This is a genomic window from Burkholderia puraquae (assembly GCF_002099195.1).
Classification (GTDB): Bacteria; Pseudomonadota; Gammaproteobacteria; order Burkholderiales; family Burkholderiaceae; genus Burkholderia; species Burkholderia puraquae.
In genome coordinates, this window is the sequence record NZ_NBYX01000007.1 from 230,492 (window position 1) to 253,762 (window position 23,271).

Genomic DNA, 23,271 nt, shown 5'->3' on the forward strand with positions numbered 1-23,271 from the left:
AATTTATCTTTTGAATCGACGCGCATTCAATCCATGAATCCCCTGTCTGGACACAATGGGCCGGCAACCTCCCGCTCACCTGCCAGAACCGCGCGGCTCGCCCCGTCGATACGTGAATCCGCTCGAAACATGAAAAACCGGCTATCGGCACGAAAGCATCGGAATCGGTTTCATTGCGAATCTCCCGCTCGTCGGCACAATACAATTTGTCGCGTGCCAACGACATCGTCCGCATGGCTGACGATCGTCGGTGCCGGCGAGTTTAAAGGAGAACGCAGCCTGTCCGGATCAAATCCGGAGACGATCATCCGCGCTGCGCGTCGACGTGGGCACGTATGCGGCGCGCGCCCTCTTCCGGCGTGCAGGTCGATGTATCGATGCGCAGCGCGTATGGCCGCGAATAAGCCGGATGCCCGAACTGGGATCGAGCCATGCCTTCGCCCCGATCGGGCCTCGCGCGTTCGCGCTGCTCGAGGATCTCCAGCGGGCACGTAACGCCGATGACAAAGGTCCGGCGAGGCGACAGCGCGGCAATGCATTCGTCGAGCGCGGCCGGATCACGAAGCACGAGATCCAGCACGATCTCGAAATGGCTGGCCGCAATCCGCATGAGTGTCGACTCCAGGTTGAGCAGGTGAAGTCTCAGCGCCTGATTCAGTTCTTCGTCCGATCGCATGTCACGCCGGCGCGACATGCAGACGAACGCGTCGAGCGATACGTGAAACGTCGGCACATCCGAGCGCTGCTGAAGTGCCCTTGCCAGACTGCTCTTCCCGGCGCTGGTCGGGCCGTGCAATACGACGGCAACGGGTTTCATGGCGATGGTCGACGGGAAAGATTGCGGGTTGCCCGATTACCGCGCTAGATCAGCTCGGCGACGCGCACGATGACGAGCGCGGCCGGCACGAGCACTGCCTGCGCGCACAACGTGCCGAGCACGCGCGCACCCGCGAGTGTCGTGATGGCCCGCCTGAAGCTGTTTTCCGATATCCGCCCTTCGATGACATCGTCGGTCATGACGGACACCTGCGGATCGATGACGACCGCCAGCACGACGGTCGCGAAACCGTTGATGACGGACGACAAATTCGCGCACGTCACTCTCAGATCGGGTTTCAGGTAGCCCGCATACAACGAGGCGAACACGCCGACCGTCCAGATCGCCATCGCGGCAACGTTCAACGCGATGACGCCCCACGACACGCCGGTGTTGGCGGTCAGTTGCGTGACATTCTGGCTGGCTGGCAGTCGTGCGCCAATGCGGAGATAGTTGATACCCGCACGACTGCACGCGTGCATCAGCAGGCGGGGAATCGAACGGTTCACCTGGAAGTGTTCGACGGCGCGACTGAAGTAACGCTGGAACGTCGGGATCAGGAACGACCCGGCAATGGTCGCCACGGTCGCGGACAGCAGGAACCACCGGAAGTCGGTCAGCAATCCGTTCCCCACCCGGTGCGCGATGTCCATTTCGACCCGTTTCGCGATGAACGGCCCCTGAAACGAATTGGCCGTTCGGGACACCAGCGCGATGATCCCGAACAACGAGAACGACAACGCGATGCGGCGCGTGCGAACGCCAGCGATCCGCACGGCATAAGCCAGCGTCGCGATCACATGGATCACGAAGGTAAGCCCGCAGATGATCCAGAGCTGACTGTCCACGAACTCACCCCTTTCCGAGAACGTTCTTCAAAAGCCACGCAGTCTACCGTGGGATACGCCAGAGGGGAAAGGTCAAGGCCGCGACCAACTTCGACACGCGCATCAAAATCCAGATTCTGCGCCCCCGAGGAAAACCATCTCGGCTCGCTCACCGCGTTGTCAACATTCGGCGTCGAATTGTACTGATGCGTGCAGCCGTGCATCAGGCTCCTGCCGCCCCGGGCCAGCGCGTAATTGGGACAACGCAACAAACGGCCAATCGTCCTTGCTCCCCCGGCGGGGGCTTGCGGGATCCTGCAGCTCGATGAGCTTGGCGCAGATGCCGCAACCATGCACCGGCGAGCCGCTGAAGGCGGGACGACGATCCGGGCGGCTGCGCCGAGCCTTCGGCGTTGCGTGACGCCTGGCGCTCGTTCGTGCGGCGGGCCGCATGTGTCCATTGCCGAATCAGGTCGCCAACGCAGGACACCGGCCGGTCTGGCCGAACGCATTTGCGCGCCTATACTGGATTCACCTGACGAAACAGGAGGCAGACCATGGTCATCCGTGTTGCCGCCAATGAGCCGTCCGGCGCGATCCAACTGGTCACACGGGGCTACGCGAAGCTTCTGCTGGCCGGCTTCGCGCTGGTGCCGCTGTATCTGATCGCCTACCTCTACTTCTTCCAGGATCCGTCGCTGACGTTCGAGAATCACGCCTTTCACGAACTGGCGATCGCCGTCGCCACGGCCGAGGGGGCATTCGTCACCTATGTCTGCTGGCGTTGCTATCACCTGTCGGGCGAACCGCTGTTGCGTTGGCTTACGCTGGGCTTTCTGGGTTTTTCGCTGGTCTATGCATTGCATGGCGCCTTCACCGGCATGGCGCATCACAATATCTGGCTGTTCCTGCTGTACGGGCCGGCTTCCCGCCTGACCATGTCGGTCCTGATTTTTGTCGGGCAGCTCGCCTACAACCGCCCGGCCGACAGCGAGGCCGCCCGCGCCGATCGCCGCGTCTGGACCCAGTGGATCGCGCTGTTCGTGCTGATCGACGTTGCTGTTGCCGGGATCGCCTACTCGCCGGTGGCCGGTGCACCGTGGGTGCGTCTTTCGATGGAGGGGGGCGCGCTCCTGTTCTCCACCGTGAATGTCGTCGCGCTCGTCCTGCGCCGCATCCGCTCGCCACTGATGACGATCTACGGCATTTCGGTGGCGTCATTCGCCTTTTCGTCCCTCGCCTTCCTTCTCGGCCGCCCGTGGAATCATATGTGGTGGCTGGCACACGCGATTTTTGCCGCCGGCTTCATCCTGCTCAGCTTCGGCGTGGTGCAGGCCTTTCATACGACCCGTTCGTTTTCGAAGATCTACAGCCAGGAAGATCTGTTTGCGCGCTTGAGAGACGCCATGGCGAGAACGGAGCGAGCCCGGCAGGAACTGCAGCGGACCAACGAGAAGCTCGAGCATATGGCGGCAACGGATCCGCTCACGGGCGCGGCTAACCGGCGGCAATTCATCGAGAGCGTGGAAGCGGAAATTGCCCGGGCGAAGCGCAATGGCGCACCGTTCTCGTTGCTGGCGCTCGATCTCGACCACTTCAAGGCGATCAACGACAGCTACGGGCATCAGGCGGGCGACCAGGTGTTGCAGCGCTTCGTCGCGAAATGCCTTGGCGCGATCCGGCCGTACGACGGCGTCGCGCGAGTCGGTGGCGAAGAATTCATGGTGCTGTTGCCGCAAGTCGCGCTGGATACGGCGCAGTCGATCGCTGAACGCATCCGCGCGGAGATCGCGAGCGCGCCGTTTGAAGCCGGCATTGGCAAGCCCATCGAGGTCACCGTGAGCGTAGGCGCTTCCGAATTCGGCCGGGACGGGGAGACGATCGACGCAATCCTGCGCAAGGCGGACGAACGCCTGTACCGCGCCAAGCATCAGGGCCGCAACCAGGTGGTCACTGCGTAACCGGCCGCATGTACCCGAGCCCGGCCTGCGCCCTGCGAATCAGCCGGGCGACGCCGCCTTCGCAGTGGTAACGGTTTGGCGATGCGCGTCAGGCGCTGCCGTGCGGCGCCGATCCTCGGGCTTCATTCAGCATCCATGTCGCGAATGCCTGCACCGGCCCCTCGGCGAGTTCGATCGGTTCGGGCAGGACGAGGCAGAAATTTTTCGTGATCGCCTTGCCCTCCGGCCAGGGCGCGACCAGCCGGCCCTGCTCGAGCTCGGCGTCGATGTAAAGGCGCGGTACCAGCGCAACCCCCAGGCCGGCCAGCGCCGCTTCGATCAGCATCGAATGGAGATCGTAACGCGCCCCCACCGCCGAATTGGTCAGCACGATGCCGGACTCGTGCGCGTAAGCTTGCCACGCGTCCGGGTTCTGTCGCCGGTGCAGGCGTGGCAGTGCATCCAGCGACGGATTCGCCCCGGCACCGGCGAGCAGCGCCGGGCTGCACACGGGCACCAGCACTTCCTCCAGCAGCGGATGCAGATGCATCCCCGCCCATGCCGGATGCTCGAAATGAATGGCTGCATCGAAACCGCTCCCGGCCAGCAGGAACGGTTCCATCCGCTCGGCGATATGCACCGTGATGCTCGGATGCCGGTCTTGAAAGTGCTTCAGCCGGGGGATCAGCCAGCGGGCGGCGAAGGTTGGAATGGCGGCGATATCGATGCTCGCCCCTTCGATCGGCTGCCCCATCAGGTACAGGCTGTCCCGTTCCAGCCGGTCCAGAATCTCGCGAACCTGCACCGCGTATCGCGCACCGTTCGGTGCCAGCCGTACCCGATTGCCGATCCGCTCGAACAGGGTGACGCCCAGGAACGCCTCCAGCCGGCCGATCTGACGGCTGACGGCGCCCTCCGTCCGCGCCAGCTCCTCGGCGGCTCGGGCAAAACTTCCGTGTCGGGCCGCGGCTTCGAACGCCTGAAGCGCGGAATTGCTTGGGATCTTGCGGGGCATGGGCGTCTCGCTGGTCGGAGTGTACTCGCTGTCAGCTTGAGCAAATATCACTGAAGGCTGACTTTAATTCGTTTTATGGCGCAGAAATGCGAGCTTAGCATTACGTTACCGCACTGAATATCAAACGCTCGCGGATGGATGTACCCCCCCTGTTCAAAGGACATTCTGATGATCTACACCGTGGAATGCAGCTTCGCCGATCTCGACAGCGAAGCCGAATGGAACGACTTCTACAGCGTTGAAAAGCTGCCCGCCCTGATCTCGGTGACGGGGTTTCACACGTCGCAGCGGTTCAAGGCAATCAGCGACGGATGCCCTGTCTATCTGGCGATCCATACGATCGACGGGCTCGACGTGCTGACCGGCGACGAATACCGCCGCAAAGGCGGCGGCAATTTCTCGAAGTGGCAGCAACACATCACCGACTGGCATCGGAATCTCTACAGCGCTACCGGTCTTGCCCCGGCGGTGACGGACGACGAACGCCTCGCGCTGTGTGCCGGCGGCCCTGATCCGCTGATTCGCCTGGGTCTCGAACCGCTGGCCATGCAGGCCGTTGCGCTGGAGAAGTTTCCGGAGCGACGTTGGCTCGCCGTCGTACCACGGAACAGCGCGCTGCCCGGCGAGGCGCTCCCGGAGGGCATTCACCTTTACGCGCCGATGACGGAGCAACTGACAAGCGCATGCTCCGTTGCTGCTGCGCAGGAGTAGACCACGATGCCGAACGTCACTTTCTCGATCGATGCGAAGCGGATGCCGGCCGATGAGAATCTCGCCGAGTTGTCGCGCGACTGCGTCGAGCTCTGTACGCATGTGCTCGGAGCAGAGCTCAAGAACGTCCACGTCATTTTTCTGGAGGTTCGGCATGGGCATGGACACCCTGTCTTCGCGGACATCCGGTATCGCGCCGGGGCGCCTCGCACATCGGCGGTCATGAACCGGTTCATGGAAGCGCTGGATCAGGCGATCGTTCGCCGCACGGGTCTCACGGCGCGCATTCGGTGTTTTGGCTACACCGCATCGAGCATCCACGCCCGCCATTAGCCGATTCGGAGCAGCATGATGTCCACTCTCACCTTTCCCGTCCAGCAGGTCGGGGATTTCACGATTACGGCCATCAGCGATGGCTACCTCTCCGCCAGTCTCGACTTTCTGTCGAATATCGATTCGGATGGCGCATCAAAAATGCAGCGTGATGCCGGGCAGAAAGACCCCGACGCCGTGCACATCAATTGCTATGTCATACGCGGAGCGGGCCGTACCGTTCTCATCGATGGTGGGGCTGGCGGGTTCAGGCAATGGGGCGGCCAGCTCGAGACGAACCTGGCGCTTGCCGGCATCGAGCCCGCCGCGATCGACACCATCCTGCTCACCCACGCGCATCCCGATCATGTCGGGGGGCTGGTGAACGATGCAGGTCAAGTCGCCTTTCCGAATGCGGAGCTGGTTGTACATCAGCGAGAGGTCAGGTTCTGGCAGGACGACGGCAATCTGAGCCGCGCCGGCGAGCGGGCACGCGGCAACTTCTTCAAAGCGCGTCAGGTGTTCGATGCGTATGACGACAGGCTTCGCAGGTTCGACGACGGACAGGTACTCCCCGGCATCAGCGCGCTACCGCTGCCGGGGCACACCGATGGACACACCGGATATGTTGTTGAATCCCGCGATCAAGGCCTTCTTGTATGGGGGGATGTGGTTCATTTCCCGCATATCCAGATTCAGCGGCCGGACGTATCGATTGCCTTCGATCACGATGCGTCGCTGGCAGTTGCTACGCGGTCACGCCTTCTCGATCAGGCCAGTTCGGAAGGGTTGTTGATCGCCGGCATGCATCTGGGAGAACTCGGGTTCGCACGCATCAAGCGAATGAGTCGAGGATATGCGTTGCTTTACGAGAGCGGAGAATGAGGCAACACGTATACCGACGTGCGATGCCACCACCCAACGCCGCGATGCATTAGTCACCCATTTGAACCGAGTGGCGCTTTTTGAGGGTTATACGACCTTTGCGCCATTCACTTCGCGTTCCATACTTCGCGTGGAAGTTCGGGCCGAGAAAGGCACACAAACGCAATTGCGTTTTGAACCGTCGGCCCGATCCATCACGACGTAGAAAGGAGCGAAAGATGAGGCTTGAAAACAAGTCAGCGTTAATCACCGGTGGTACCAGTGGCATCGGTCTTGCAACCGCGAAGCTGTTCATTGCGGAAGGCGCCCGCGTAGCGGTTACGGGTCGCGACGATGCCGTGTTCGAGCGCGTGAAGGCCGAACTGGGCGAGCATGCGCTCGTTCTCAAGGGCGATGTTCGTTCGATCCAGGACATGCGGGCGATTGCCGCCGAGGTCAAAGAGAAGTTCGGCGGCCTGGATATCGTGTTCGCGAACGCTGGCTGGGCTTTCCCGTCCGCAGTCGACGACATCGACGACGCACTCTATAGCGAGATCATGGACATCAACGTCAAAGGCGTGGTGTTCACGCTTCAGGCGGTGCTGCCGGACTTGCGAGAAGGCGCCTCCGTCATTCTCAATACGTCGTTCGTCGCGCAGACCGGCAAGCACGGCATCTCGTTGACTGCGGCCGCGAAGGCCGCCGTGCGATCGCTTGCCCGCAGTTGGTCCTACGAGTTTCTCAGTCGAAAAATCCGTTTCAACGCGATCGCCCCCGGCGCGATCGACACGCCTCTGCTCGCCAAGTGGGGCATGCCCGACGAATGGGTTCGCGACCGCAAGGCCGAGTTCGCCGAAGCCATTCCGGTGGGCCGCATGGGCAAGGCCGAGGACATCGCCAACGCGGCACTCTATCTCGCCAGCGACGAATCCTCGTACGTCGTCGGCACCGAACTGGTCGTCGATGGCGGTGCCTCGCAGCTTTAAGCCTGCGGCGCCCGATTCCAGCGCACTGCACGTCATCGCGCTCATCCACACATCTGATCTCAGGTCCGCCACGCGCTTCGTCGCGGCGGCTATTCCATCCGGCCCAGCCTGGCTGTGCTCGCAGAGGGGGCCGAAGTGCAAGGAGAAATGATCTTGACCGACAGTAGCGATAACTCTGCTTTCGAAAAGCAACTCACCACATCAGGTCGTTCGCGTCGCGATGTGCTCAAGTTCGGAAGCATCGCCACCCTCGGCGCCGTCCTCGGCGGCGGAGCCCTGCTTGGGCGCGCAACCCCCGCTCTTGCCCAGGCAGGCAGCGAAGGAACACTTGCCCCGAATGACCCGCTCAATATCCTGATCGTCAATTACGACGGCGGGACGCTGCTCGACTTCGCCGGCCCCAGCGAGATTTTTCATCGGCTACCGAACACGAACGTTCGCTACGCGAGCCTCGATGGCGGCAACGTGACGCTCGAATTCGGCGTCGTGTACGGCAAGACCGAACGACTGGCCGATATCGACGAGACAGACGTGCTCCTGGTCCCCGGCGGGTCCGATTTGACGGCACCAATGCGACCCGCGTATCAAGCGCAGATCCGGCGTCTGGCGGAAAGCGCCAGGCACGTGACGTCGGTTTGCAACGGATCGCTCGTGCTCGCCGCAACGGGCGTGCTCAAGGGCAAGCGAAGCGCGTGCCATTGGGCCTTCGTCAACAAGCTGGCCGAGTATGGTGCCATTCCCGTGCCCGACCGGTTCGTGGAAGACGACAACGGGCGGTTCATGAGCGGCGGCGGCGTGACCGCGGGCATCGACTTCGCACTTCGCGTGGCGGCGAAGCTGCGCGGTCAACAGGCCGCCGAATTCACGCAACTCGCGATCGAATACGATCCCGCGCCGCCGTTCCATTCCGGCCATCCGAGAGATGCGCGGCCAGAGGTTGTCGCGATGGTCGACAAGAAGCTGCCCGGTGCATCCAGGGGGCTTGCACGCGTCCCGGGCGTTCGTTGACACGCTTGCAGGCAGTGCAAGCGGGCCATCGGCAGCCCTCGACGATTACCGCATCCGACATTGCCTGCTCCACCTTAAAATTTTTGTAGTCCTCTTCATTCAAGCCATGACTGGAAATCACTCGATGCAACGGAATCGTGTTTTCACTGCTGCTCTTGCAGCCTGCGTCACCTTTTTCGCGTTTGCAGCGCCGGCGACTGCCGGTGGTTCGCAACGTCCGCCCGAAGCGGCCATCAAAGCCGAGAATGCGCGATGGGCCGATGCCTTTGCGCGAGGCGACTACGAGGCGATCGGTCGCCTCTACACCCGCGACGGCGCACTCTTGCCGCCCGGAGGTGACAAGGTAACGGGGAGCAGCGCGATCGTCGAGTACTTCACCAAGGGGTATGCGGGATCAACGCCCGCGACCGTATCGTTCAGCAACTACGAGTTCTACGGGAATGACCGGATCGTGACGGAGGTTTCGGATGCGGAGATTCACGACCACGATGGAAAGCTCAAATACCGCGGCAAGCAGACGCTCGTCTTTCTGAAGCAGGGCGACGCCTGGAAGTTGCATCGCGACATGTGGAACGACTACGGTCCGCTGAAAACGGATGGCCATTGATCATCTGGCGAACCGGATAGTGGCGCACCCAAGGCGCCGCTAGTGCGTCAGACGGACGTTGACCAGGCAGCGCGCTGATCGGCCGGCCGATCAGCGCGCGCCGTTCGATCGACTCTCGCGTCGAATCGCTTGCGGCGGATGCCCGTGCAGCTTGATGAAGGCCCGCCGCATCCGTTCCGGATCGGTGAATCCGACAGCCAGCGCAATCTGTTCGATCGGTTCGCTACCGCCCTGCAGGCGCAGCCTCGCCGCTTCGACGCGCAGGCGCTCGACCGCCTTGGCCGGTGTTTCACCGGTTTCCCGGCGAAATGCGCGCCCGAACTGTCGCAGACTCAATCTTGCGGCGTCGGCGAGCCGTTCGACGGGCAACGCTTCGGCCAGATGTTCCCTCGCGAAATTCAGCGCGATGCGGATACGATCCGATTCCGGCTCCATCTGCGACATTGCAGAGAATTGGGACTGCCCTCCTGGGCGACGATACGGAACAACCAAAAGCCTGGAAACAGCGCGCGCAGTCTCCGCGCCCATATCTCTTTCAATCAGGCCAAGCGCCAGGTCGATTCCAGACGCGATACCCGCCGACGTCCAGATGCGGCCCTGCTCGATATAGATACTGTCGCCTTCGACCCGGGTGAGCGGGAAGCGCGACTGCAACTGAGCCGCGTATCGCCAGTGCGTCGTGGCCCTCAAGCCGTCCAGCAAGCCGGTTTCCGCAAGCAGAAACGCCCCCGTACAGACGCTTGCCACCCGCGCGGCCCTCGCGCCCAGTTTCCTGGCTGCGGCGATGTTTTCCGGTGTCTGCATCGGATCGACATCGCCCCCCACGAAAATGACGGTGTCGAACGTGCGCCTTCCGCTCGGCTTCGTCTCGACCGAAAGGCCCGTATTGCCGGAAACCGGGCCGCCGGACTGCGAGATGACATGGAGATCATAGGGCGTATGGCCCGCCGCAGTGGTCACCTGATTGAAGGCCGACAGTGGGCCGCCCAGATCAAGCACATCGTAGCCACGGCACACGAAGAATCCAATTCGATGCATGACGAAGTCGTTAGCTGAAAACCCTGGAAAGTCGCATTTTACAAGGAACCCTCAAATAGCGCCATTCAGCCTGAAATGAGGGAAAAAGGTCGTTTACGTCCTGATCGATTGTCTGTATGCCTAGCCCCTGACGTCGGCTCGGCCAGGACGAGAACCATCCCTCACCCTACTCCGTATTCACCCTCCGCCACTGCATCGGCGACATCTCGTACCGTCCTCGAAACGCCCGACTGAACGCCGCTTCCGACGTATACCCAACCCGACCGGCAATATCCGAAATCGGCGCGCGGCTGTACCGCAACAACTCCGCCGCCCGATCCAGACGCCAGGTCGTGAGATAGCTCAACGGCGCCTGCCCCACGACGCGCTGGAACCGGTCCGCAAAAGCCGACCGCGATAGATTCGACAGCTCGGCGAGATCACTGACGCTCCACGCGCGTCCGGGATCGGCGTGAAGCGCGGACATCGCCGGGTTGATCCGGCTGTCGATCGCACCGGACAACCACCCGTGCCCTGCCGAGCCCTCCGTCGCCCAGGTGCACAGCAACTGGACGAAGATGACGTCCAGCAATCGGGAGATCATCGCGGCGGCGCCCGCGCGCGGGCTCAATGCCTCGTCGAGAATGAAGTGGCAGTTCAGCTCCAGGCACTCGAACGGCGGTTCACGAAACCCTTTCAGCACCAGCACCGGCGGCAGCACGGACAGCAAACGCTGCGACAGCACATCGTCGAATCCGAAGTCACCGCAGAGCCAGGTGGTATCACCGCTCCCTATCGTCAGGCGCGCGCGGTCGTAGTACCGTGGCGCGAGATCCGTGACGAGGCTCGCCGAGCGGCCCGGCCGGTCGGAGATAACATGGCCGTGACCATGCATCAGTATAATCAGGTTTCCTTATGATGCGTGATACTGCTCCTCGAGCCCCTCCACTTCGATCGCCACGCTGCCGCTGCGGATGATGTGCAAACGATACTTTCCGGCAGGAAAGTGCAATCCGAAAGGCGCCGATGCCGCGCACGTGAAGACCGTGTTGCCACGGATGCGCATCAGTTCCAGCACGTCGGAAAAGGCATCCCGCTTGAAGGCGAATGGATCTGCGTCATCGTCCAGCGCCGTCGGCGTTCGAGCAAAGAATTCCGGCTTTTTGGCGATGTCGCGTACTCGGTTGATCCTTATGATGGACACGTCATTCACGCTGACCGATGCCGGTGTCAAAGACTATTCCCAGGCGTGTGGCGCGCGGCAACCGCATCGCCCTCCTTGTTTCGATGCTGGCAAGCACGGGGCAGACGGATCCGGAAATACCGAGGTCTTACGGGCGTGATGTTCGTCATCCAGCGATCACTGGAGCAGGGACATGAATCCGTAAACGCGTACCGACACGGTTGTACTTATTCACGGCCTGTGGATGACACCGTTGTCGTGGGAGCATTGGGTCACTCGCTACGAGCAGCGCGGCATGCGCGTCATTACGCCGGGTATCCGGGCGTTCAGCCGGGCACGGCCGGCGTCGACGCACTCCGCCGCGATCCGTCGCCGCTGGTGAATCTCGGCGTGCGCAAGATCTTCGACCACCTGGCCCAGACCATCGCGGCACTCGACACGAAGCCGATCATCATGGGGCATTCGTTCGGCGGCGCGTTCGTCCGGCTTCTCCTCGACGCGGGCTACGGCTCGGCCGGCGTATCGCTCGACGGCGCCGCGGTGAAGGGGGTATGGGCGCTGCCGTTCAGCGAGATCAAGGCGACGTTCCCGGTCCTGCGCAATCCGGCCAACCTGCATCGCGCGGTGCCGATTACCGAGAAGGAATTCCGCTATGCGTTCACGAACAACCTGAGTCCCGATGAATCGAAGCGGGTTGACGACCGCTACGCGGTTCCCGTGTCGGGGCGCATCCTGTTTCAAGGCGGGTTCGCGAACGTCGCCCCGAACGCCGCGACGCGCTATAACTTCGCGAACGACGATCGTGCACCGCGAGAACGTCGAAAAGAATGCGAAGCGCTCGCGGGCGATCTCGGCGTATAAGTTGTTCGCCGGACGCAGCCATCACACCTGTGGTGAGAAGGGCTGGGAGGACGTCGCCGACTTCGCGCTCGATTGGGCGCTGGCGCCTGCGGCGGGGGATCGTGGCCAAGGTTGAGTTACCGGCGTGAGAGGGACCGCAGTTTCCAACCGCACCATGGCCGACAGCCTTCGGCCAGCGCCTGCAGTTTCGTTCGTTGTACGATCAAAGCACCGAGCATTGGCGGCACGGAAGAAGAGCGGCCTGGGCAACACGGGCCGCACGGGAACATTCGATATCGAAGCCCCGAAGCAGGCGGGGCGCGTCGATGAATCAGGATGCGCAGAAGACTACGCTAACAGGACGACATGTTGCAGTCGCCGAGACGACAACGGCATACCGATGGTGCGGCAGTACCTGCGCCGTATCTGACAGGGCATAACCTGGAAAGCCACGACCCAACCTACGCCATCGCATTTCTTGATTCAAGCGAGGCAAACACTGCTGCCACGGGAAGAATTTTCTTGCGTGTCGGATGGGGTAACTCGGGCGGCCGGATTCCCGCCAAGCGGGCCGGGAGCCGGCCCACCTGGCAACAGCAGGTCACATCGAGTTTGGCGGGCTGTACGGAGCCGGTGTTGCCGCACCGACTCCCTCAGGTTTCGCGTCAGTCCGGCATGCCGTTGAGCAGTTCGGGCGGCGGCGTCGAACTGGTGTAGGTGACGGCGACGACCTTCGACACGTGCTTGCTGGCCGACGTCCCCACGGGGATCGAGACCGTGACGGGCGCCCCTGTCGACGTGGCACACGTATAGATCGGCAGGTTCGATTGCACGGTCGAGTAGGTCTTCGTATCCGTCGTGCCATCGTCATACGTGACGTTGATCGCGCAGGACTTTGCCTCGTTCGCGCCTGAGAAGCGCGGCGTCCACGTGAGTGCTCCTGAATAACCGGTCACCTGCCACGGCTTCGTACTCGTGAAATTGAGCTGGATGCCATAGGCAGTAATGTCCGTGGGGTAAAGGTTCGCAACCTTCTTGACCGTGATGTCGACGGGAAGCGTGTACGACCCGCTCGCGCTCTTGCTGGATAGCGGCACGTGATGGACCGTCATGTAATGGCTATTGTCGAAGTTTGACGGCAACCTTGGGAGCGTCGTGAAGCTGTTGTGCAGGCCGTCGAAATCGAGACCGATGACCTTCGTGATCGTGTCCGCGATCATCACGAACGGCACTTCCGGATAGACCCTGGCATAGCCGTCGGGCTCGCGTTTCGCGTCGGCCGACACCGTGTTGGCGAGACGGCGCAGCCACTTCCAGGCGTTGTCGTAGCGATTGGCCGACCCATCGGAAACGTTGAAGAGGGATGTCGGCAGATACGTGAAGCTCTCGATGCCCGGCGTGTAGTTGTTGTTCTTCGTGTACTTGGCTTCTGCGTTGGCATCGACGTAGTTGGCCTGATTCACGGCGCTCTGCTCGCCCGCCATGACGTTCTTGTAGAGCGGATAGATGTTCGGCTCTTCGACGTAACCGTCGATATACGTCAACTTCGACGCGTTATTCGTCGTAAAGACGGTGCCTTTCACGCCAGCGAGCGCTGCGTAAAAGTGGTTCGCCCCGGCGTTCAGCCAGCGCAAATTGAAGTTGCTTTTCAGGCTCGCGCAGCGATTGCTGTACGTCGACGCCGTGCTTGGATCGAGCAGGAAGTCGGGGTATTGAGCAAGTTGGCAATAGTAGGCGACCTGGGTGGCCGCCGAATCAGCGCCCAGGAAAATGTCATAGCCCGGCGGAATGAACTGGCCCTCCGTCGGGTCGTACGCAAACTCATTGTAGGTGGCGGTTTCGCCCGTTTCGTTGCGGGACAGCCTGAATCCGTCCGCGTTCTGGTAAAGCAGGTTGGTGTTCGAATAGGTCTTGGTCCAGTATTGGTTGTTGATATAGTCGATGTAGTTCTTCAGCGGTGTGGCAATGAACGACTGATCGCCGGTCAGCTTGTAGAGTGTCATGAGACTCTGGCCGATTTCGAATACGGCGGGTTGCTCGTCTTTCCGCTCGTAGACCCCACCGTTCGTGCCAAAGGCCCAGTACGGCATGTTGAGTCCGCTGTTCAGGTACAGGTTCTGGGCGAAATGCCGCGCCATGTCGAGATTCTGCGAGTGATACCCCATGTAGTGGGCACCGACCAGATAGTGCGCGAAATCACGCGAGTAATACGCGCAGCGGTTCGAGAGGCCGGCCAGGTAGCCATTATTTCCGCCATTGGCAAGCGCGGTATCCATGGCGGCCTGACCACACGCCGGATTGGTGCTCCAGCTGCCCCAGTTGCTCAGCCAGCTATAGTTGGCATCGGAGAAAACGAGCTTGGTCGCTTCGTTAACCGAAGCATTGAATCCATCCGCGAGGTTCGTTTGATCAGCTGCCGTGGCAGCGGGCTCGTTTGACGTGGCATAGAGAAAATTCTGAGGGACGGACGCGGCGGTTTTGACACTGGCAGCGAAGCTGGCGGCAGACGACTCGCCGTTCGTGCCATCGCCGCAGCCGGCGAGCCCCAGTTCAATGAGGGCGAGGATGCCGACGCCCAGATAACGGCGGCTTGGCCGCAATAGCGGGCGGTAAAGTCCGGCGTTGCGTGACGTGTACATTTTCAAATCTCCTTGGATGAATGGAAAGTCATAGTCAAACAATCAATCAGGAATGCAAATTACAAAGCTTGCTACCATGCATGGCGTTCCATCTTTCTCATCGGGTGGACGCGCGCGCGTTCGCTCCGCCGGTTAGCGCAGACGCGCTGCCGCAAACCGGACCGCTCTAGCGGAACGATTCACAAGGGCCCATTGGAGTAGTACTTGCGCGCGATGCCCCGTATTGATTCCCTGTGTAACGTGATTCCCATCCTGAATAGTTCACGCCTGTCGCTACCGGACAGCGCATCGCCGACACCAGCCGATGAAATCAGGGTAATGGTGGTGGACAACGTGATCGGCATTCCTTCACGGCGATACTGTTGAAATTTTTTATTGAATTAAATGTGACACTGGTCTCTAAACGATCTTCAATCTCGACAATTTATAGATCACACATGGTTGTGCCCGGATACTAGCATGCGGAGCCGTTTGTGCGTCAATGCGCCAATCAAGCGATCGGAAATTAATTCCAGAATTTTCCTTTATTGGAAATTCTGAATTAGAAAATTTACCGTCGCATCGCAGATTCAAGCGATCGGTTTGCGCTTCGAATATTGCGAGCCAATTCTCGTCACCCAGAGCACAACATTTGCATCAATTCTTAATATTGATACGTCTCGGGAAACTTTTGGAGCACGACCAGAAAGGGAAAGGCGATCACGTAAGCAATAAGAAAAATCAAAGCCAATGCCGAAGCGGATGTATTTTATTTATTTTTTGATCGATTATTTAATTTTCGTGATTTTTAAAAAAATCGACTGGTTTGTTGCTGATCCGCCTTAGGAATCCCGGGCCGATCAGAGAGTGAGCTTTTCGGCAAACTTCACCCTGCTGGCACTTACGACAAGCGTTACGAATGCCCGCGCCATTGTTCCATCGAAGGTCAGCTATGGTCTTGAAGTCCGGCGCCAGACGACCGGTCAGCCACATCAACTCGATATTGCGTTGGCATTCGCATTCCAAGCGGCGGCTCGATTGAATCCGGTTAAGGCATCCGTAGATATATATCTTCAGCAGCGCCGCCGGATGGTAGGAGGGCCGGCCCGTCGCTGACGAAACCGGCAAGGAAGGCAATGGCGAAGCCGGCCAAGGCCGCAGAATCCTCATCACCATGATATGACCCTTGAGCAACGAAGCTCGAGACGACATCAGAACGGCTAGTCAGCGTGCTGACGATCCTGGATTGCGCACCGTGTTGGCCATCGATTTTGTCCGGTATCGACGCCACCCACACCGCTATGGAGAACATTTTGCGCTTTACGGCCATGACCGCTCCTGGGCGGCAGTTGCCGCTCTCCAACCCCGACAACTGGCCGGATGGCGAGCGTCGAGCGATCCAGCGCGGCGCTGGTTGATGCCGGGGCATGTAACGGTCGCGAATTCCCGTTGTCCATGCGCAGCCACCCGATCATGAAACGTAGCCACACCGGGAAGCCCTTTCCGTTTGGCCCGGTGGGTTCGAAAAGTCAGCGGATCAGCGGTCCGAAAACCCGACCCCATGCCGCCCGAAGGCGTCGCGCGCGGTCTTCGAAGAGGTATGAGGCCGCCAGCGTCAAGAGACCTGAAATTGCACCCGTCACGACGTGCTCGACATAGGGGATACGGTAGTGACTCGTGTGCGAGTAGGCGTCGCCCAACGTTGTCAGGACACCAACGACCAGCGCATTGCCGTATCGATGCGCGTAGAGTTTCGCTGCAGGCGTGAAAGTCAAAAGTACAGCCAGGAGCCCAGTAAGCAGACCTGTATGAAATGCAATAGTCCAGTGGGCAACGCTCATGATATTGCCCCAGCTCCCCGGCATGCAGGTCATGCACGCACTGGTTGGCTGCCAGAAACGCTGGATAAACAGTCTGACGCGGTGCTTCCACTCGGTTGACATGACGCATTCCCATCAATGCCGTCGCCACGGCCAACGCAACCGCACGTCTCGTCGAAGCAGTTTCCAAACCCTTTAACGAGCTTGCCGCCCTCGTCACGGATGGGTTGACTATGCGCCGTAGAAGCCGAGCAATAACGTGGACATGGGGGAATACTACTCCACGATTAGACGGCCGCCGTTTCGACCGAGACCGGAACTCAGCTCTTGCGTGTCTCGGTGCGGTCGCGTCCATGATGGGCATCGAACGATGCGCTTTCGCGCGAAGTCGACGTCCGGCATCGTCCCTTCCGGGACGCTCGTGGCACCGCACCGCGAATGGCAGGCCCCCGGGGCGCAAGGGCCGTTCGCCATGACCGACTTATACTGCGGTCAATCAAAGCCGGGGACATCTATGTCAAGCGCTATCGTGATCAGCCTTGCCGCTTGCGCGCTGTCCAATGCCGCCTTTGCGGAAACCATCAAGCTCGCATGCCACTTCAATGAAGACGCAAGTTTCCCGTCCGGGAGCAGGTCATGCCATCAAAGCCTCTAGCTCGCTAATGGCGGCTACCCAGCCAGAAGGGATGTCAACCTGACGCCCGGCTCCACCGAGCGGGGGCGTCTCCCCTGTTAATCCCTGTCAGCTCGCCGGATTGCGTGCCATGACGATCCATGCCGCGCCGTCGATCATCACCGACCGCTCGCCGGGGAGGCTCGCGAAGGCGGCACGAACCGCGGCCGAGGCGCGGGCCCGGATGTCGTCGGGCTGATCAGCGAGAACGCGCGAAAGCGGGCCGACCTCAAGTGTCATCTCTACCGCGTCGTCGATTGCCGCATCCCGCGTCGCCCCCTCGCCGAATGGGATGGAAGCATCGAATGGCGCGATAGCGATATCGGTGAAGCCGGCGGCCGTCAGGATGCGTGCCACGCGCCCCCGGTCGCCGAACGAGAATGGACCGGGTGCTTCGGGATCGGGCGGCACCGTCGGCGGGACGATGCCCTTGATCGCACCCATCGGCAAGCGCACCCAATCGTTCTCGGCCATGCCGCGCCAGCAGACGAAAGCGACTCGCGCGCCCGGCTTGAGCGCACGGCGCATATGAGCGAACGCCGCCGCAGGATCGTCAAAGAACATCACGCCGAAGCGCGAGAACAGGATGTCGAACGCGCCCTCGGGCAGCTCGGCGCTGCTGGCGTCGGCCACCCGGAACAGGGCCGACGCATCCTGTGGCGCAAGCGCGCGCGCTCGGCGGATCAGCGGTTCGGATATGTCCACGCCGAGCACTTGGCCCCCCGCGCCGACGCGGGCGGCCAGATCCAGACTAGACGCGCCCGCGCCGCAGCCGACGTCCAGCACGCGTTCGCCCTTGGCGGGCGCGGTGGCTTCGATCGCGGCCTGGCCGAACACAGCCATCATGGCATCGAGCCGGGCCTGGTAAGCGACCCAGCGCTCCCCGCTTTGGCCATTCCAGTCGGCTACCTGATCAACATTTTTCTCTGCCACGCCATCTCCTTTCTCATCCGTTCGTAACTGGACTACCCGTCCGCGTGATCGTTGCCACCGTGCGCGGCGATGAACATGGCGACGGCCGACCGGCAATAGGATTCGATTTCGTTGTCGTCCTCTGCTCTCGCCTCATCGAAGCGTGCGATAAGCAGGAGGTCGGATCCTTTGAAAAGCGCGGCAAACAAGCGGGCGGACCTGAGCGCATCGGGTACGTTCAGAATCGCTTTCGCGTGCAACTGATGCAACACGGCCTCGATTTGGGCGATGACATGGGCGGGCCCGGCTTCGTAATGGAGCTTGCTTAACGACTTTTGATTCGTCTTGTCGGCCAAAACCATGGCTTCGACACTGCGGACGTCGGGGCTCAACAGCGTGCGAAGCAGGGATGATCCCACCGCCATGAGCTGATCTTCGGCCGAACCGTCGGCGCCTTCAAAAAGGGCCTGTGGTGCGAACTGATGGCAGTGGGCCGCCATGGCCGCGCTGAACAGCGCCTCCTTGTTCTCGAAGTGCCGATAGATGCTGAGCTTGGATATCTTCGCCCGCTGGGCGACCTTGTCCATGGTCGTCGCTTGAAAACCCAATTCCACAAAGAGTTCGCACGCGGCGTCGACGATCGTTTGGCGAAGCGCCTCGTTGGCAGGCCGGCCGCGCCGGCCCTGGCTGTTTTCGGTCACGACAATTCCAGTACTTGACAGTATTCAAATTCTCGCACTACGATACCACGCAGTATCTTAAATGTGCAAGCCAAGGGCAGGTTGCAACCGGTCGCCCGGCGATATCGAAGCGGCATTGTCTGGCCGGTCAATACAGCCATGGGCAACTTTCTCGCCAATGCCGAAGCCCTGCTCGCTGACCGTCTCGAGCGCGTATTGCCGGACGATATTGCACACCGCGCCCAGCCCGCCCCTCCCTCCACAACACGGAGCCCATCACCATGAATGACGTCATCATCATCGGCGGCAGCTTTGCCGGCCTCGCCGCCGCCCTGCAGCTCGGCCGTGCCCGCCGCAGGGTCACCGTTCTCGATACCGGCCGGCCGCGCAACCGCTTTGCCGGCCACTCGCATGGCCTGCTCGGCCACGATCACAAGCCGCCGCTGGACATCCTGGTCGAGGCGCGGCAGCAGCTGGTGCGCTATCCGACGATCAGGCTGGTCGATGCCCGGGCCGAGAGCGTGTCTGGCGCCATCGACGATTTCTGCGTCGTCACCGACGATAACGAAAGCCTTAGGGCGCGCCGCCTGATCCTGAGCTATGGCGTCGCCGACCAAATGCCTGATGTTCCGGGCTTTGCCGAAAGCTGGGGCACGTCCATCGTGCCCTGCCCGTATTGCGACGGCTTTGAAGTCGCCGGCCAGCATTGGGGCCTCGTTTGGTCCGGCCCGCAGTCGCACCAGTCTGTCAGGCTGTTCCGCGATTGGACTGACAAATTGACTGTCTTCGCCGATGGTCATGACATGGCGCCCGATATCCAGGCCGATCTGGCGCGCCGCAACGTACCTGTCGTCGATGGCCGGATCGTCGAGATCGCCCATCGAAAGGGCCATATCACCACCGTCAATCTCGATAACCGCCGCAACGTCGCGGTCGACGTCCTGTTCGCCCATCCGCGCAACAAGCCGTCCGCAAATCTGCATGAATCGCTGGGCCTCGCCACGGTGGATACGCCCGTCGGCATCGCCCTTAAGGTCGACGAGCGCCGCCAAACCAGCATGCCCGGCATCTACGCCGCCGGCGACCTTGCCACGCCCCTGTTGCCCTCGGTCACCCAGGCATCATCGCAGGGCGCGATGGCGGGCATCTTCGCCCAGCAGTCGATGGTGGTTTGAGCGCACAGATCCAGAGCAAATTTATCTTTTTCCTGGTCGCCGGATAAAGGAGGGAAGCAAGCGTGTTCTGCGACGAGTCGACGGAGCTATGTGGTGGCTTTGGGATTTGCCCGCGAGCAGCATGAGCGCCGCCAGTGAGTTTTCACGGAAGTGGATCACGGTACTTGAAGCGATAGCCGGCTTTCTCGTCGCCATCAATGGCGCGTTGCTCGCCTTCGTGTGGACGGACGCAAAGCTGCTCGACAGCACGCTGCATTGGGTGAAGGCGTTCGTCCATGTCGCGTCAGGCCTCGCGCTGATATCGCTTTTGCTAGCAGTTTCAGTTGCATTCCCCCGGATCAAGCTTGAAACGAAGCCTTCAGTCGAGCCGGTCACGTTGACTTCTCCGGGGTGATGTTCGCAATGATCGGCAACGCGACAAATTAAACACAGTGGCGAGCGCCCGCTAAGCAGATAGGACAGGACATTTAAATGCTCGTTCGGCAGCGCGCGAACGGCCGGAGATGGCCGGCAGCCGCCGGCCGTGCGAAAGGCGTATTTCGCTCTTGCCGGGCGGGGGCGCTGGTAACCTCGGTCAGCCAAAGCAGCCTTTCCCGGTCACATGAGCACCCAACCCACCGCAGCACCTGCACCCGTCACCCCAATGATGCAGCAGTACCTGCGGCTTATCTGACAAGGCTTCAGATCAAAACAGACATTCGCTATCACTCGCGCCCAATCAGAATGGGCGCGAGCCAATCACAAGCCGTCACTCTTGCTTGACGTAGAAAGTGACGGTTGCGTTATCTCCGACGCCGCCTTCATAACCGACCTTATAACCTGCAGCACTAACAGTGATCGAATAGCCGTTATTGCCGATATAAGGGTTGTCCCAGTAGAGTCGGACGTTCTCAATACCACCACTATCAGCAAATTGATATTGAAGCTGCCCCTCCGTTCCGGTCATAAAACCGTCCGAATCACTCTCCCATTGGCCAGTTTGGCCATCCGGAATTTTTTCCGGAGGGTACGTGACCCACTCGCCATGAATCAGATTGATCGATGCCGGGTCCAGAAATAACGTATTTCCCGAGTTGTTTTGAAACTTCACGACTGTGCTTCGTGCGGACATTTCGCTCTCCACAATTAAGTGTGATTGCGCATCGCAGCCATTTAAAATGCATACCCCGCAATGCGCTTCAAACATAGAACACAATTACCCACATCGAAAGCTGACATTTATAGCAGCCCAATTCGGCTAAACAATTCTAAAAATTATTCCAAAATTTTACCCACCGAAATCGGCACTCCAAAACCATAAAAAATCGCATCGATCAGCACTTAATTCACAACAATTACAAGTCGCGGGATTCATGATTCACTTAATTAAATAAATCGCGAATTGACACAATCCGCTCCAACTTCTCACTCAACTTCTCAAGCCAATGTCGCCGCTCTCTGTCATATTTGTGTCGGTTATATACGCCACCGACGCCCGCAAGCATATGGCCAATGATGATTTCGCCGACCTCGAATGGGCATCCCAAGGCAGCCAGCATCGTGCGGGTTGTTCGACGAAGATCGTGAGGCACCCAATGCGGGACCGGGAGACGCGGCCGCTGCTGGTTCGGTCGTGTTTCGCTATACGGCATATGGAAATGGACCGCGTGGCCGAACACCTTCTGCTCCATATGACCGCTCCGTTCCGCCGGAAATAGCCACCCCTTGCCGTAGCGGTCGACGCGTCGTCGCACGATCGCCTCCGCGCGCCCAATCAGTGGAACCCGCAGGTCAGTTCTGGTGCCGGGCGTTTTTTGTTTTGGCTTTGGAAATCGTCCACCACAGGCCGTCCGGCTCAATGGTGATTTCCGCCCCCTCCATTGCGCCAATCTCGACGTCCCTCATCCCGGTCCGGAGATACAACGTCAGCGCATCCTCAACGTTACGGCTAAAGTTCGGCAGCCAATTGATCAGCGCTCCCACTTCCGCATCGCTCAGACCCGATGATGCAGCAGTACCTGCGCCTTATCTGACAAGGCTTCGCGGACAAACCTACGCCAAGACCTACGCTCGCCCTTTTGGGGGTCGCCCGTTAACGACCCGCAGCGGGCATTCGACTTTCTCCAAAGCGGCCGCTGGGAGAGACCTCAATGCGTGGGCCAACCTCACGCCGTAGGGCCACGAACGCGCAGCGCTGCGCAATGCACCGTTTGCGTTCGAACGGCGACATTGCCACGCGACCGCGTCTTATCCGTGCATTTCCGCGCAGGCTCAGCGGACTGTGGCTCGGTCATTCCTGGTCGCAGTGCACCTTGAAGTGCGTTAGCACGGCGGGCCCGAATGCATTGCTGATTGCGACATCGGCGGCATCGCGTCCGTATGCCATCAAAACGCGCCCAATGCGTGGCGCGTTGTTTCGCGGATCGAAGGTCTGCCAACTGCCGCCCACATAGGCTTCGAACCACCCCGCGAAATCCATCGGCGCCGCAACGGGCGGCAAGCCCACATCGCTGATATAGCCGGTGCAGTAGCGCGCCGGAATATTCATGGCCCGGCAAAGGGTGACGCCCAGATGTGCGAAGTCGCGGCAGACGCCTTTGCGTTCGCGGTACGCTTCCAACGCGGTTTTGGTCGGCCGCGCATGCCCGTAATCAAATTCGATGTGTCGGTGCACGAAATCGCAGATTGCCAGAACAGTCTCACGACCCGGCATGCACTGGCCGAAAATCTGCCATGCGATTTCGACCAGCAGATCGGTTTCGCAATAGCGGCTGCCCAATAGGAAAATCAGCGTATCGTCGGGCAACTGCTCGACCGGATTGCCCCAACCGTCAATGGGCCGCGTTTCCATAGCACTTGACACATTCAGCAGCGCTGTCGTCCGCAATTCCACATGCCCGACGGGCGCGACGATTCGACTGCACAGGTTGCCGAACAAATCGCGATACTGCCTTATCGGCACCGGCGGATCGGTAACGAGCAGATCCGCCACGGCAATATCCTTCGCATGCGAAAAATGCGTGTTCAGCATCAGCATCATCGGCGTAGGTTGCGGGCACTCGTACGCCAGTTCGTATCCGACGCGAAGCTTCATGAATCCTCCCTGATTCGGCTGATTCCGGGCGGCGTTGGGCCTGGCATTTCGAAGGCGCACTGCCGGAGACCGCAACAAGAGATGTTTCCACGCTGCCGGGCTTCACGCTCGCATGTAAAATAATCGCCTGCTGTGTTACCTGAGCGAAACGTTGGAACGAACCCTTTCTTCCCGGTCTGAAAGTTGGGTCCGC

At 60.6% G+C, this 23,271-nt stretch carries 22 protein-coding genes and 3 pseudogenes; 10 read left to right on the forward strand and 15 right to left on the reverse strand.

Annotated elements, in window-relative coordinates; all coding sequences use genetic code 11:
- Positions 1 to 304 precede the first annotated feature (304 nt).
- Both B7G54_RS16510 and B7G54_RS16515 read right to left on the reverse strand, forming a co-directional pair.
- Positions 305 to 817, reverse strand: a complete 513-nt coding sequence (locus tag B7G54_RS16510; RefSeq protein WP_085040019.1) for a chloramphenicol phosphotransferase CPT family protein — start codon at positions 815 to 817, stop codon at positions 305 to 307.
- A 44-nt stretch (positions 818 to 861) separates the two neighbouring features.
- Positions 862 to 1,665 carry a lipid II flippase Amj family protein gene (locus B7G54_RS16515; protein ID WP_085040020.1) on the reverse strand — a complete coding sequence of 268 codons (804 nt, stop codon included), beginning with the start codon at positions 1,663 to 1,665 and terminating at the stop codon, positions 862 to 864.
- A gap of 536 nt (positions 1,666 to 2,201) precedes the next feature.
- Between B7G54_RS16515 and B7G54_RS16520 the strand changes: the two genes are divergently transcribed.
- Complete coding sequence (locus B7G54_RS16520) at positions 2,202 to 3,605, forward strand: GGDEF domain-containing protein (RefSeq protein WP_085040021.1); 1,404 nt, start codon at positions 2,202 to 2,204, stop codon at positions 3,603 to 3,605.
- A gap of 88 nt (positions 3,606 to 3,693) precedes the next feature.
- On the opposite strand, the gene B7G54_RS16525 is transcribed toward B7G54_RS16520, so the two are convergent.
- On the reverse strand, positions 3,694 to 4,599 hold the full coding sequence (locus B7G54_RS16525; RefSeq protein ID WP_085040022.1) for a LysR substrate-binding domain-containing protein: 906 nt from the start codon (positions 4,597 to 4,599) through the stop codon (positions 3,694 to 3,696).
- Between the two features lie 168 nt (positions 4,600 to 4,767).
- Here B7G54_RS16525 and B7G54_RS16530 point away from each other — a divergent pair, with 168 nt between their 5' ends.
- From B7G54_RS16530 to B7G54_RS16555, 6 genes are all read left to right on the forward strand, one after another.
- A complete protein-coding gene (locus B7G54_RS16530) occupies positions 4,768 to 5,310 on the forward strand; it encodes a sugar ABC transporter (RefSeq protein ID WP_085040023.1) in 543 nt (180 codons plus the stop codon).
- A 6-nt stretch (positions 5,311 to 5,316) separates the two neighbouring features.
- Positions 5,317 to 5,643 (forward strand): hypothetical protein, encoded by a 327-nt coding sequence (locus B7G54_RS16535; protein WP_085040024.1) that lies wholly within the window; start codon positions 5,317 to 5,319, stop codon positions 5,641 to 5,643.
- A gap of 18 nt (positions 5,644 to 5,661) precedes the next feature.
- Complete coding sequence (locus tag B7G54_RS16540) at positions 5,662 to 6,507, forward strand: MBL fold metallo-hydrolase (protein WP_085040090.1); 846 nt, start codon at positions 5,662 to 5,664, stop codon at positions 6,505 to 6,507.
- Positions 6,508 to 6,725: 218 nt separating this feature from the next.
- On the forward strand, positions 6,726 to 7,472 hold the full coding sequence (locus tag B7G54_RS16545) for an SDR family oxidoreductase (RefSeq protein WP_085040025.1): 747 nt from the start codon (positions 6,726 to 6,728) through the stop codon (positions 7,470 to 7,472).
- A 153-nt stretch (positions 7,473 to 7,625) separates the two neighbouring features.
- Complete coding sequence (locus B7G54_RS16550) at positions 7,626 to 8,480, forward strand: DJ-1/PfpI family protein (RefSeq protein ID WP_085040091.1); 855 nt, start codon at positions 7,626 to 7,628, stop codon at positions 8,478 to 8,480.
- Positions 8,481 to 8,604: 124 nt separating this feature from the next.
- Positions 8,605 to 9,087: a YybH family protein gene (locus tag B7G54_RS16555; protein WP_085040026.1), complete on the forward strand. Its 483-nt coding sequence runs from the start codon at positions 8,605 to 8,607 to the stop codon at positions 9,085 to 9,087.
- Positions 9,088 to 9,177: 90 nt separating this feature from the next.
- On the opposite strand, the gene B7G54_RS16560 is transcribed toward B7G54_RS16555, so the two are convergent.
- The 3 genes and pseudogenes from B7G54_RS16560 to B7G54_RS39695 form a co-directional block, all read right to left on the reverse strand.
- A complete protein-coding gene (locus B7G54_RS16560; protein WP_085040027.1) occupies positions 9,178 to 10,125 on the reverse strand; it encodes a GlxA family transcriptional regulator in 948 nt (315 codons plus the stop codon).
- Between the two features lie 166 nt (positions 10,126 to 10,291).
- The gene (locus tag B7G54_RS39690; protein WP_244289353.1) at positions 10,292 to 10,591 is read right to left on the reverse strand and encodes a helix-turn-helix transcriptional regulator; all 300 of its coding nucleotides are present in this window, start codon (positions 10,589 to 10,591) and stop codon (positions 10,292 to 10,294) included.
- Between the two features lie 75 nt (positions 10,592 to 10,666).
- Positions 10,667 to 11,317: pseudogene (locus B7G54_RS39695) on the reverse strand (cupin domain-containing protein); the annotation flags it as partial.
- Positions 11,318 to 11,443: 126 nt separating this feature from the next.
- Between B7G54_RS39695 and B7G54_RS16575 the strand changes: the two are divergent.
- Positions 11,444 to 12,148 (forward strand): hypothetical protein, encoded by a 705-nt coding sequence (locus B7G54_RS16575; RefSeq protein ID WP_208864959.1) that lies wholly within the window; start codon positions 11,444 to 11,446, stop codon positions 12,146 to 12,148.
- A 644-nt stretch (positions 12,149 to 12,792) separates the two neighbouring features.
- Here B7G54_RS16575 and B7G54_RS16580 read toward each other — a convergent pair.
- From B7G54_RS16580 to B7G54_RS16600, 6 genes and pseudogenes are all read right to left on the reverse strand, one after another.
- Positions 12,793 to 14,766: a hypothetical protein gene (locus B7G54_RS16580; RefSeq protein WP_133059173.1), complete on the reverse strand. Its 1,974-nt coding sequence runs from the start codon at positions 14,764 to 14,766 to the stop codon at positions 12,793 to 12,795.
- 870 nt (positions 14,767 to 15,636) lie between these two features.
- Positions 15,637 to 15,867 (reverse strand): annotated as a pseudogene (locus B7G54_RS16585) (transposase); the annotation flags it as partial.
- Positions 15,794 to 16,075, reverse strand: a complete 282-nt coding sequence (locus tag B7G54_RS39065) for a hypothetical protein (RefSeq protein WP_165765579.1) — start codon at positions 16,073 to 16,075, stop codon at positions 15,794 to 15,796. The gene B7G54_RS39065 and the pseudogene B7G54_RS16585, both read right to left, overlap by 74 nt.
- A gap of 199 nt (positions 16,076 to 16,274) precedes the next feature.
- Complete coding sequence (locus tag B7G54_RS16590; RefSeq protein ID WP_085040031.1) at positions 16,275 to 16,688, reverse strand: hypothetical protein; 414 nt, start codon at positions 16,686 to 16,688, stop codon at positions 16,275 to 16,277.
- A 619-nt stretch (positions 16,689 to 17,307) separates the two neighbouring features.
- Positions 17,308 to 18,171, reverse strand: a complete 864-nt coding sequence (locus B7G54_RS16595) for a class I SAM-dependent methyltransferase (RefSeq protein WP_085040032.1) — start codon at positions 18,169 to 18,171, stop codon at positions 17,308 to 17,310.
- A 32-nt stretch (positions 18,172 to 18,203) separates the two neighbouring features.
- A complete protein-coding gene (locus tag B7G54_RS16600) occupies positions 18,204 to 18,851 on the reverse strand; it encodes a TetR/AcrR family transcriptional regulator (RefSeq protein WP_085040033.1) in 648 nt (215 codons plus the stop codon).
- Between the two features lie 260 nt (positions 18,852 to 19,111).
- Between B7G54_RS16600 and B7G54_RS16605 the strand changes: the two genes are divergently transcribed.
- The gene (locus B7G54_RS16605; protein WP_085040034.1) at positions 19,112 to 20,005 is read left to right on the forward strand and encodes an NAD(P)/FAD-dependent oxidoreductase; all 894 of its coding nucleotides are present in this window, start codon (positions 19,112 to 19,114) and stop codon (positions 20,003 to 20,005) included.
- Positions 20,006 to 20,126: 121 nt separating this feature from the next.
- Complete coding sequence (locus tag B7G54_RS16610; protein ID WP_085040092.1) at positions 20,127 to 20,399, forward strand: Pycsar system effector family protein; 273 nt, start codon at positions 20,127 to 20,129, stop codon at positions 20,397 to 20,399.
- Positions 20,400 to 20,753: 354 nt separating this feature from the next.
- Here the strand turns inward: B7G54_RS16610 and B7G54_RS16615 are convergent, their stop codons facing one another.
- The 3 genes and pseudogenes from B7G54_RS16615 to B7G54_RS16625 form a co-directional block, all read right to left on the reverse strand.
- On the reverse strand, positions 20,754 to 21,116 hold the full coding sequence (locus B7G54_RS16615; protein WP_085040093.1) for an aegerolysin family protein: 363 nt from the start codon (positions 21,114 to 21,116) through the stop codon (positions 20,754 to 20,756).
- Between the two features lie 250 nt (positions 21,117 to 21,366).
- A pseudogene (locus B7G54_RS16620) lies at positions 21,367 to 21,982 on the reverse strand (tyrosine-type recombinase/integrase); the annotation flags it as partial.
- Positions 21,983 to 22,274: 292 nt separating this feature from the next.
- The gene (locus tag B7G54_RS16625; RefSeq protein WP_085040035.1) at positions 22,275 to 23,078 is read right to left on the reverse strand and encodes a transglutaminase-like domain-containing protein; all 804 of its coding nucleotides are present in this window, start codon (positions 23,076 to 23,078) and stop codon (positions 22,275 to 22,277) included.
- Between the last annotated feature and the right edge of the window lie 193 nt (positions 23,079 to 23,271).

Bases quoted from the DNA above. Each gene is read 5' to 3' on its own strand.
- B7G54_RS16510 (WP_085040019.1), bottom strand. From the start codon at position 817: ATGAAACCCGTTGCCGTCGTATTGCACGGCCCGACCAGCGCCGGGAAG.
- B7G54_RS16520 (WP_085040021.1), top strand. From the start codon at position 2,202: ATGGTCATCCGTGTTGCCGCCAATGAGCCGTCCGGCGCGATCCAACTG.
- B7G54_RS16525 (WP_085040022.1), bottom strand. From the start codon at position 4,599: ATGCCCCGCAAGATCCCAAGCAATTCCGCGCTTCAGGCGTTCGAAGCC.
- B7G54_RS16530 (WP_085040023.1), top strand. From the start codon at position 4,768: ATGATCTACACCGTGGAATGCAGCTTCGCCGATCTCGACAGCGAAGCC.
- B7G54_RS16535 (WP_085040024.1), top strand. From the start codon at position 5,317: ATGCCGAACGTCACTTTCTCGATCGATGCGAAGCGGATGCCGGCCGAT.
- B7G54_RS16540 (WP_085040090.1), top strand. From the start codon at position 5,662: ATGTCCACTCTCACCTTTCCCGTCCAGCAGGTCGGGGATTTCACGATT.
- B7G54_RS16545 (WP_085040025.1), top strand. From the start codon at position 6,726: ATGAGGCTTGAAAACAAGTCAGCGTTAATCACCGGTGGTACCAGTGGC.
- B7G54_RS16555 (WP_085040026.1), top strand. From the start codon at position 8,605: ATGCAACGGAATCGTGTTTTCACTGCTGCTCTTGCAGCCTGCGTCACC.
- B7G54_RS16560 (WP_085040027.1), bottom strand. From the start codon at position 10,125: ATGCATCGAATTGGATTCTTCGTGTGCCGTGGCTACGATGTGCTTGAT.
- B7G54_RS39690 (WP_244289353.1), bottom strand. From the start codon at position 10,591: ATGTCCGCGCTTCACGCCGATCCCGGACGCGCGTGGAGCGTCAGTGAT.
- B7G54_RS16580 (WP_133059173.1), bottom strand. From the start codon at position 14,766: ATGTACACGTCACGCAACGCCGGACTTTACCGCCCGCTATTGCGGCCA.
- B7G54_RS39065 (WP_165765579.1), bottom strand. From the start codon at position 16,075: ATGGCCGTAAAGCGCAAAATGTTCTCCATAGCGGTGTGGGTGGCGTCG.
- B7G54_RS16590 (WP_085040031.1), bottom strand. From the start codon at position 16,688: ATGTCAACCGAGTGGAAGCACCGCGTCAGACTGTTTATCCAGCGTTTC.
- B7G54_RS16605 (WP_085040034.1), top strand. From the start codon at position 19,112: ATGAATGACGTCATCATCATCGGCGGCAGCTTTGCCGGCCTCGCCGCC.
- B7G54_RS16610 (WP_085040092.1), top strand. From the start codon at position 20,127: ATGAGCGCCGCCAGTGAGTTTTCACGGAAGTGGATCACGGTACTTGAA.
- B7G54_RS16615 (WP_085040093.1), bottom strand. From the start codon at position 21,116: ATGTCCGCACGAAGCACAGTCGTGAAGTTTCAAAACAACTCGGGAAAT.
- B7G54_RS16625 (WP_085040035.1), bottom strand. From the start codon at position 23,078: ATGAAGCTTCGCGTCGGATACGAACTGGCGTACGAGTGCCCGCAACCT.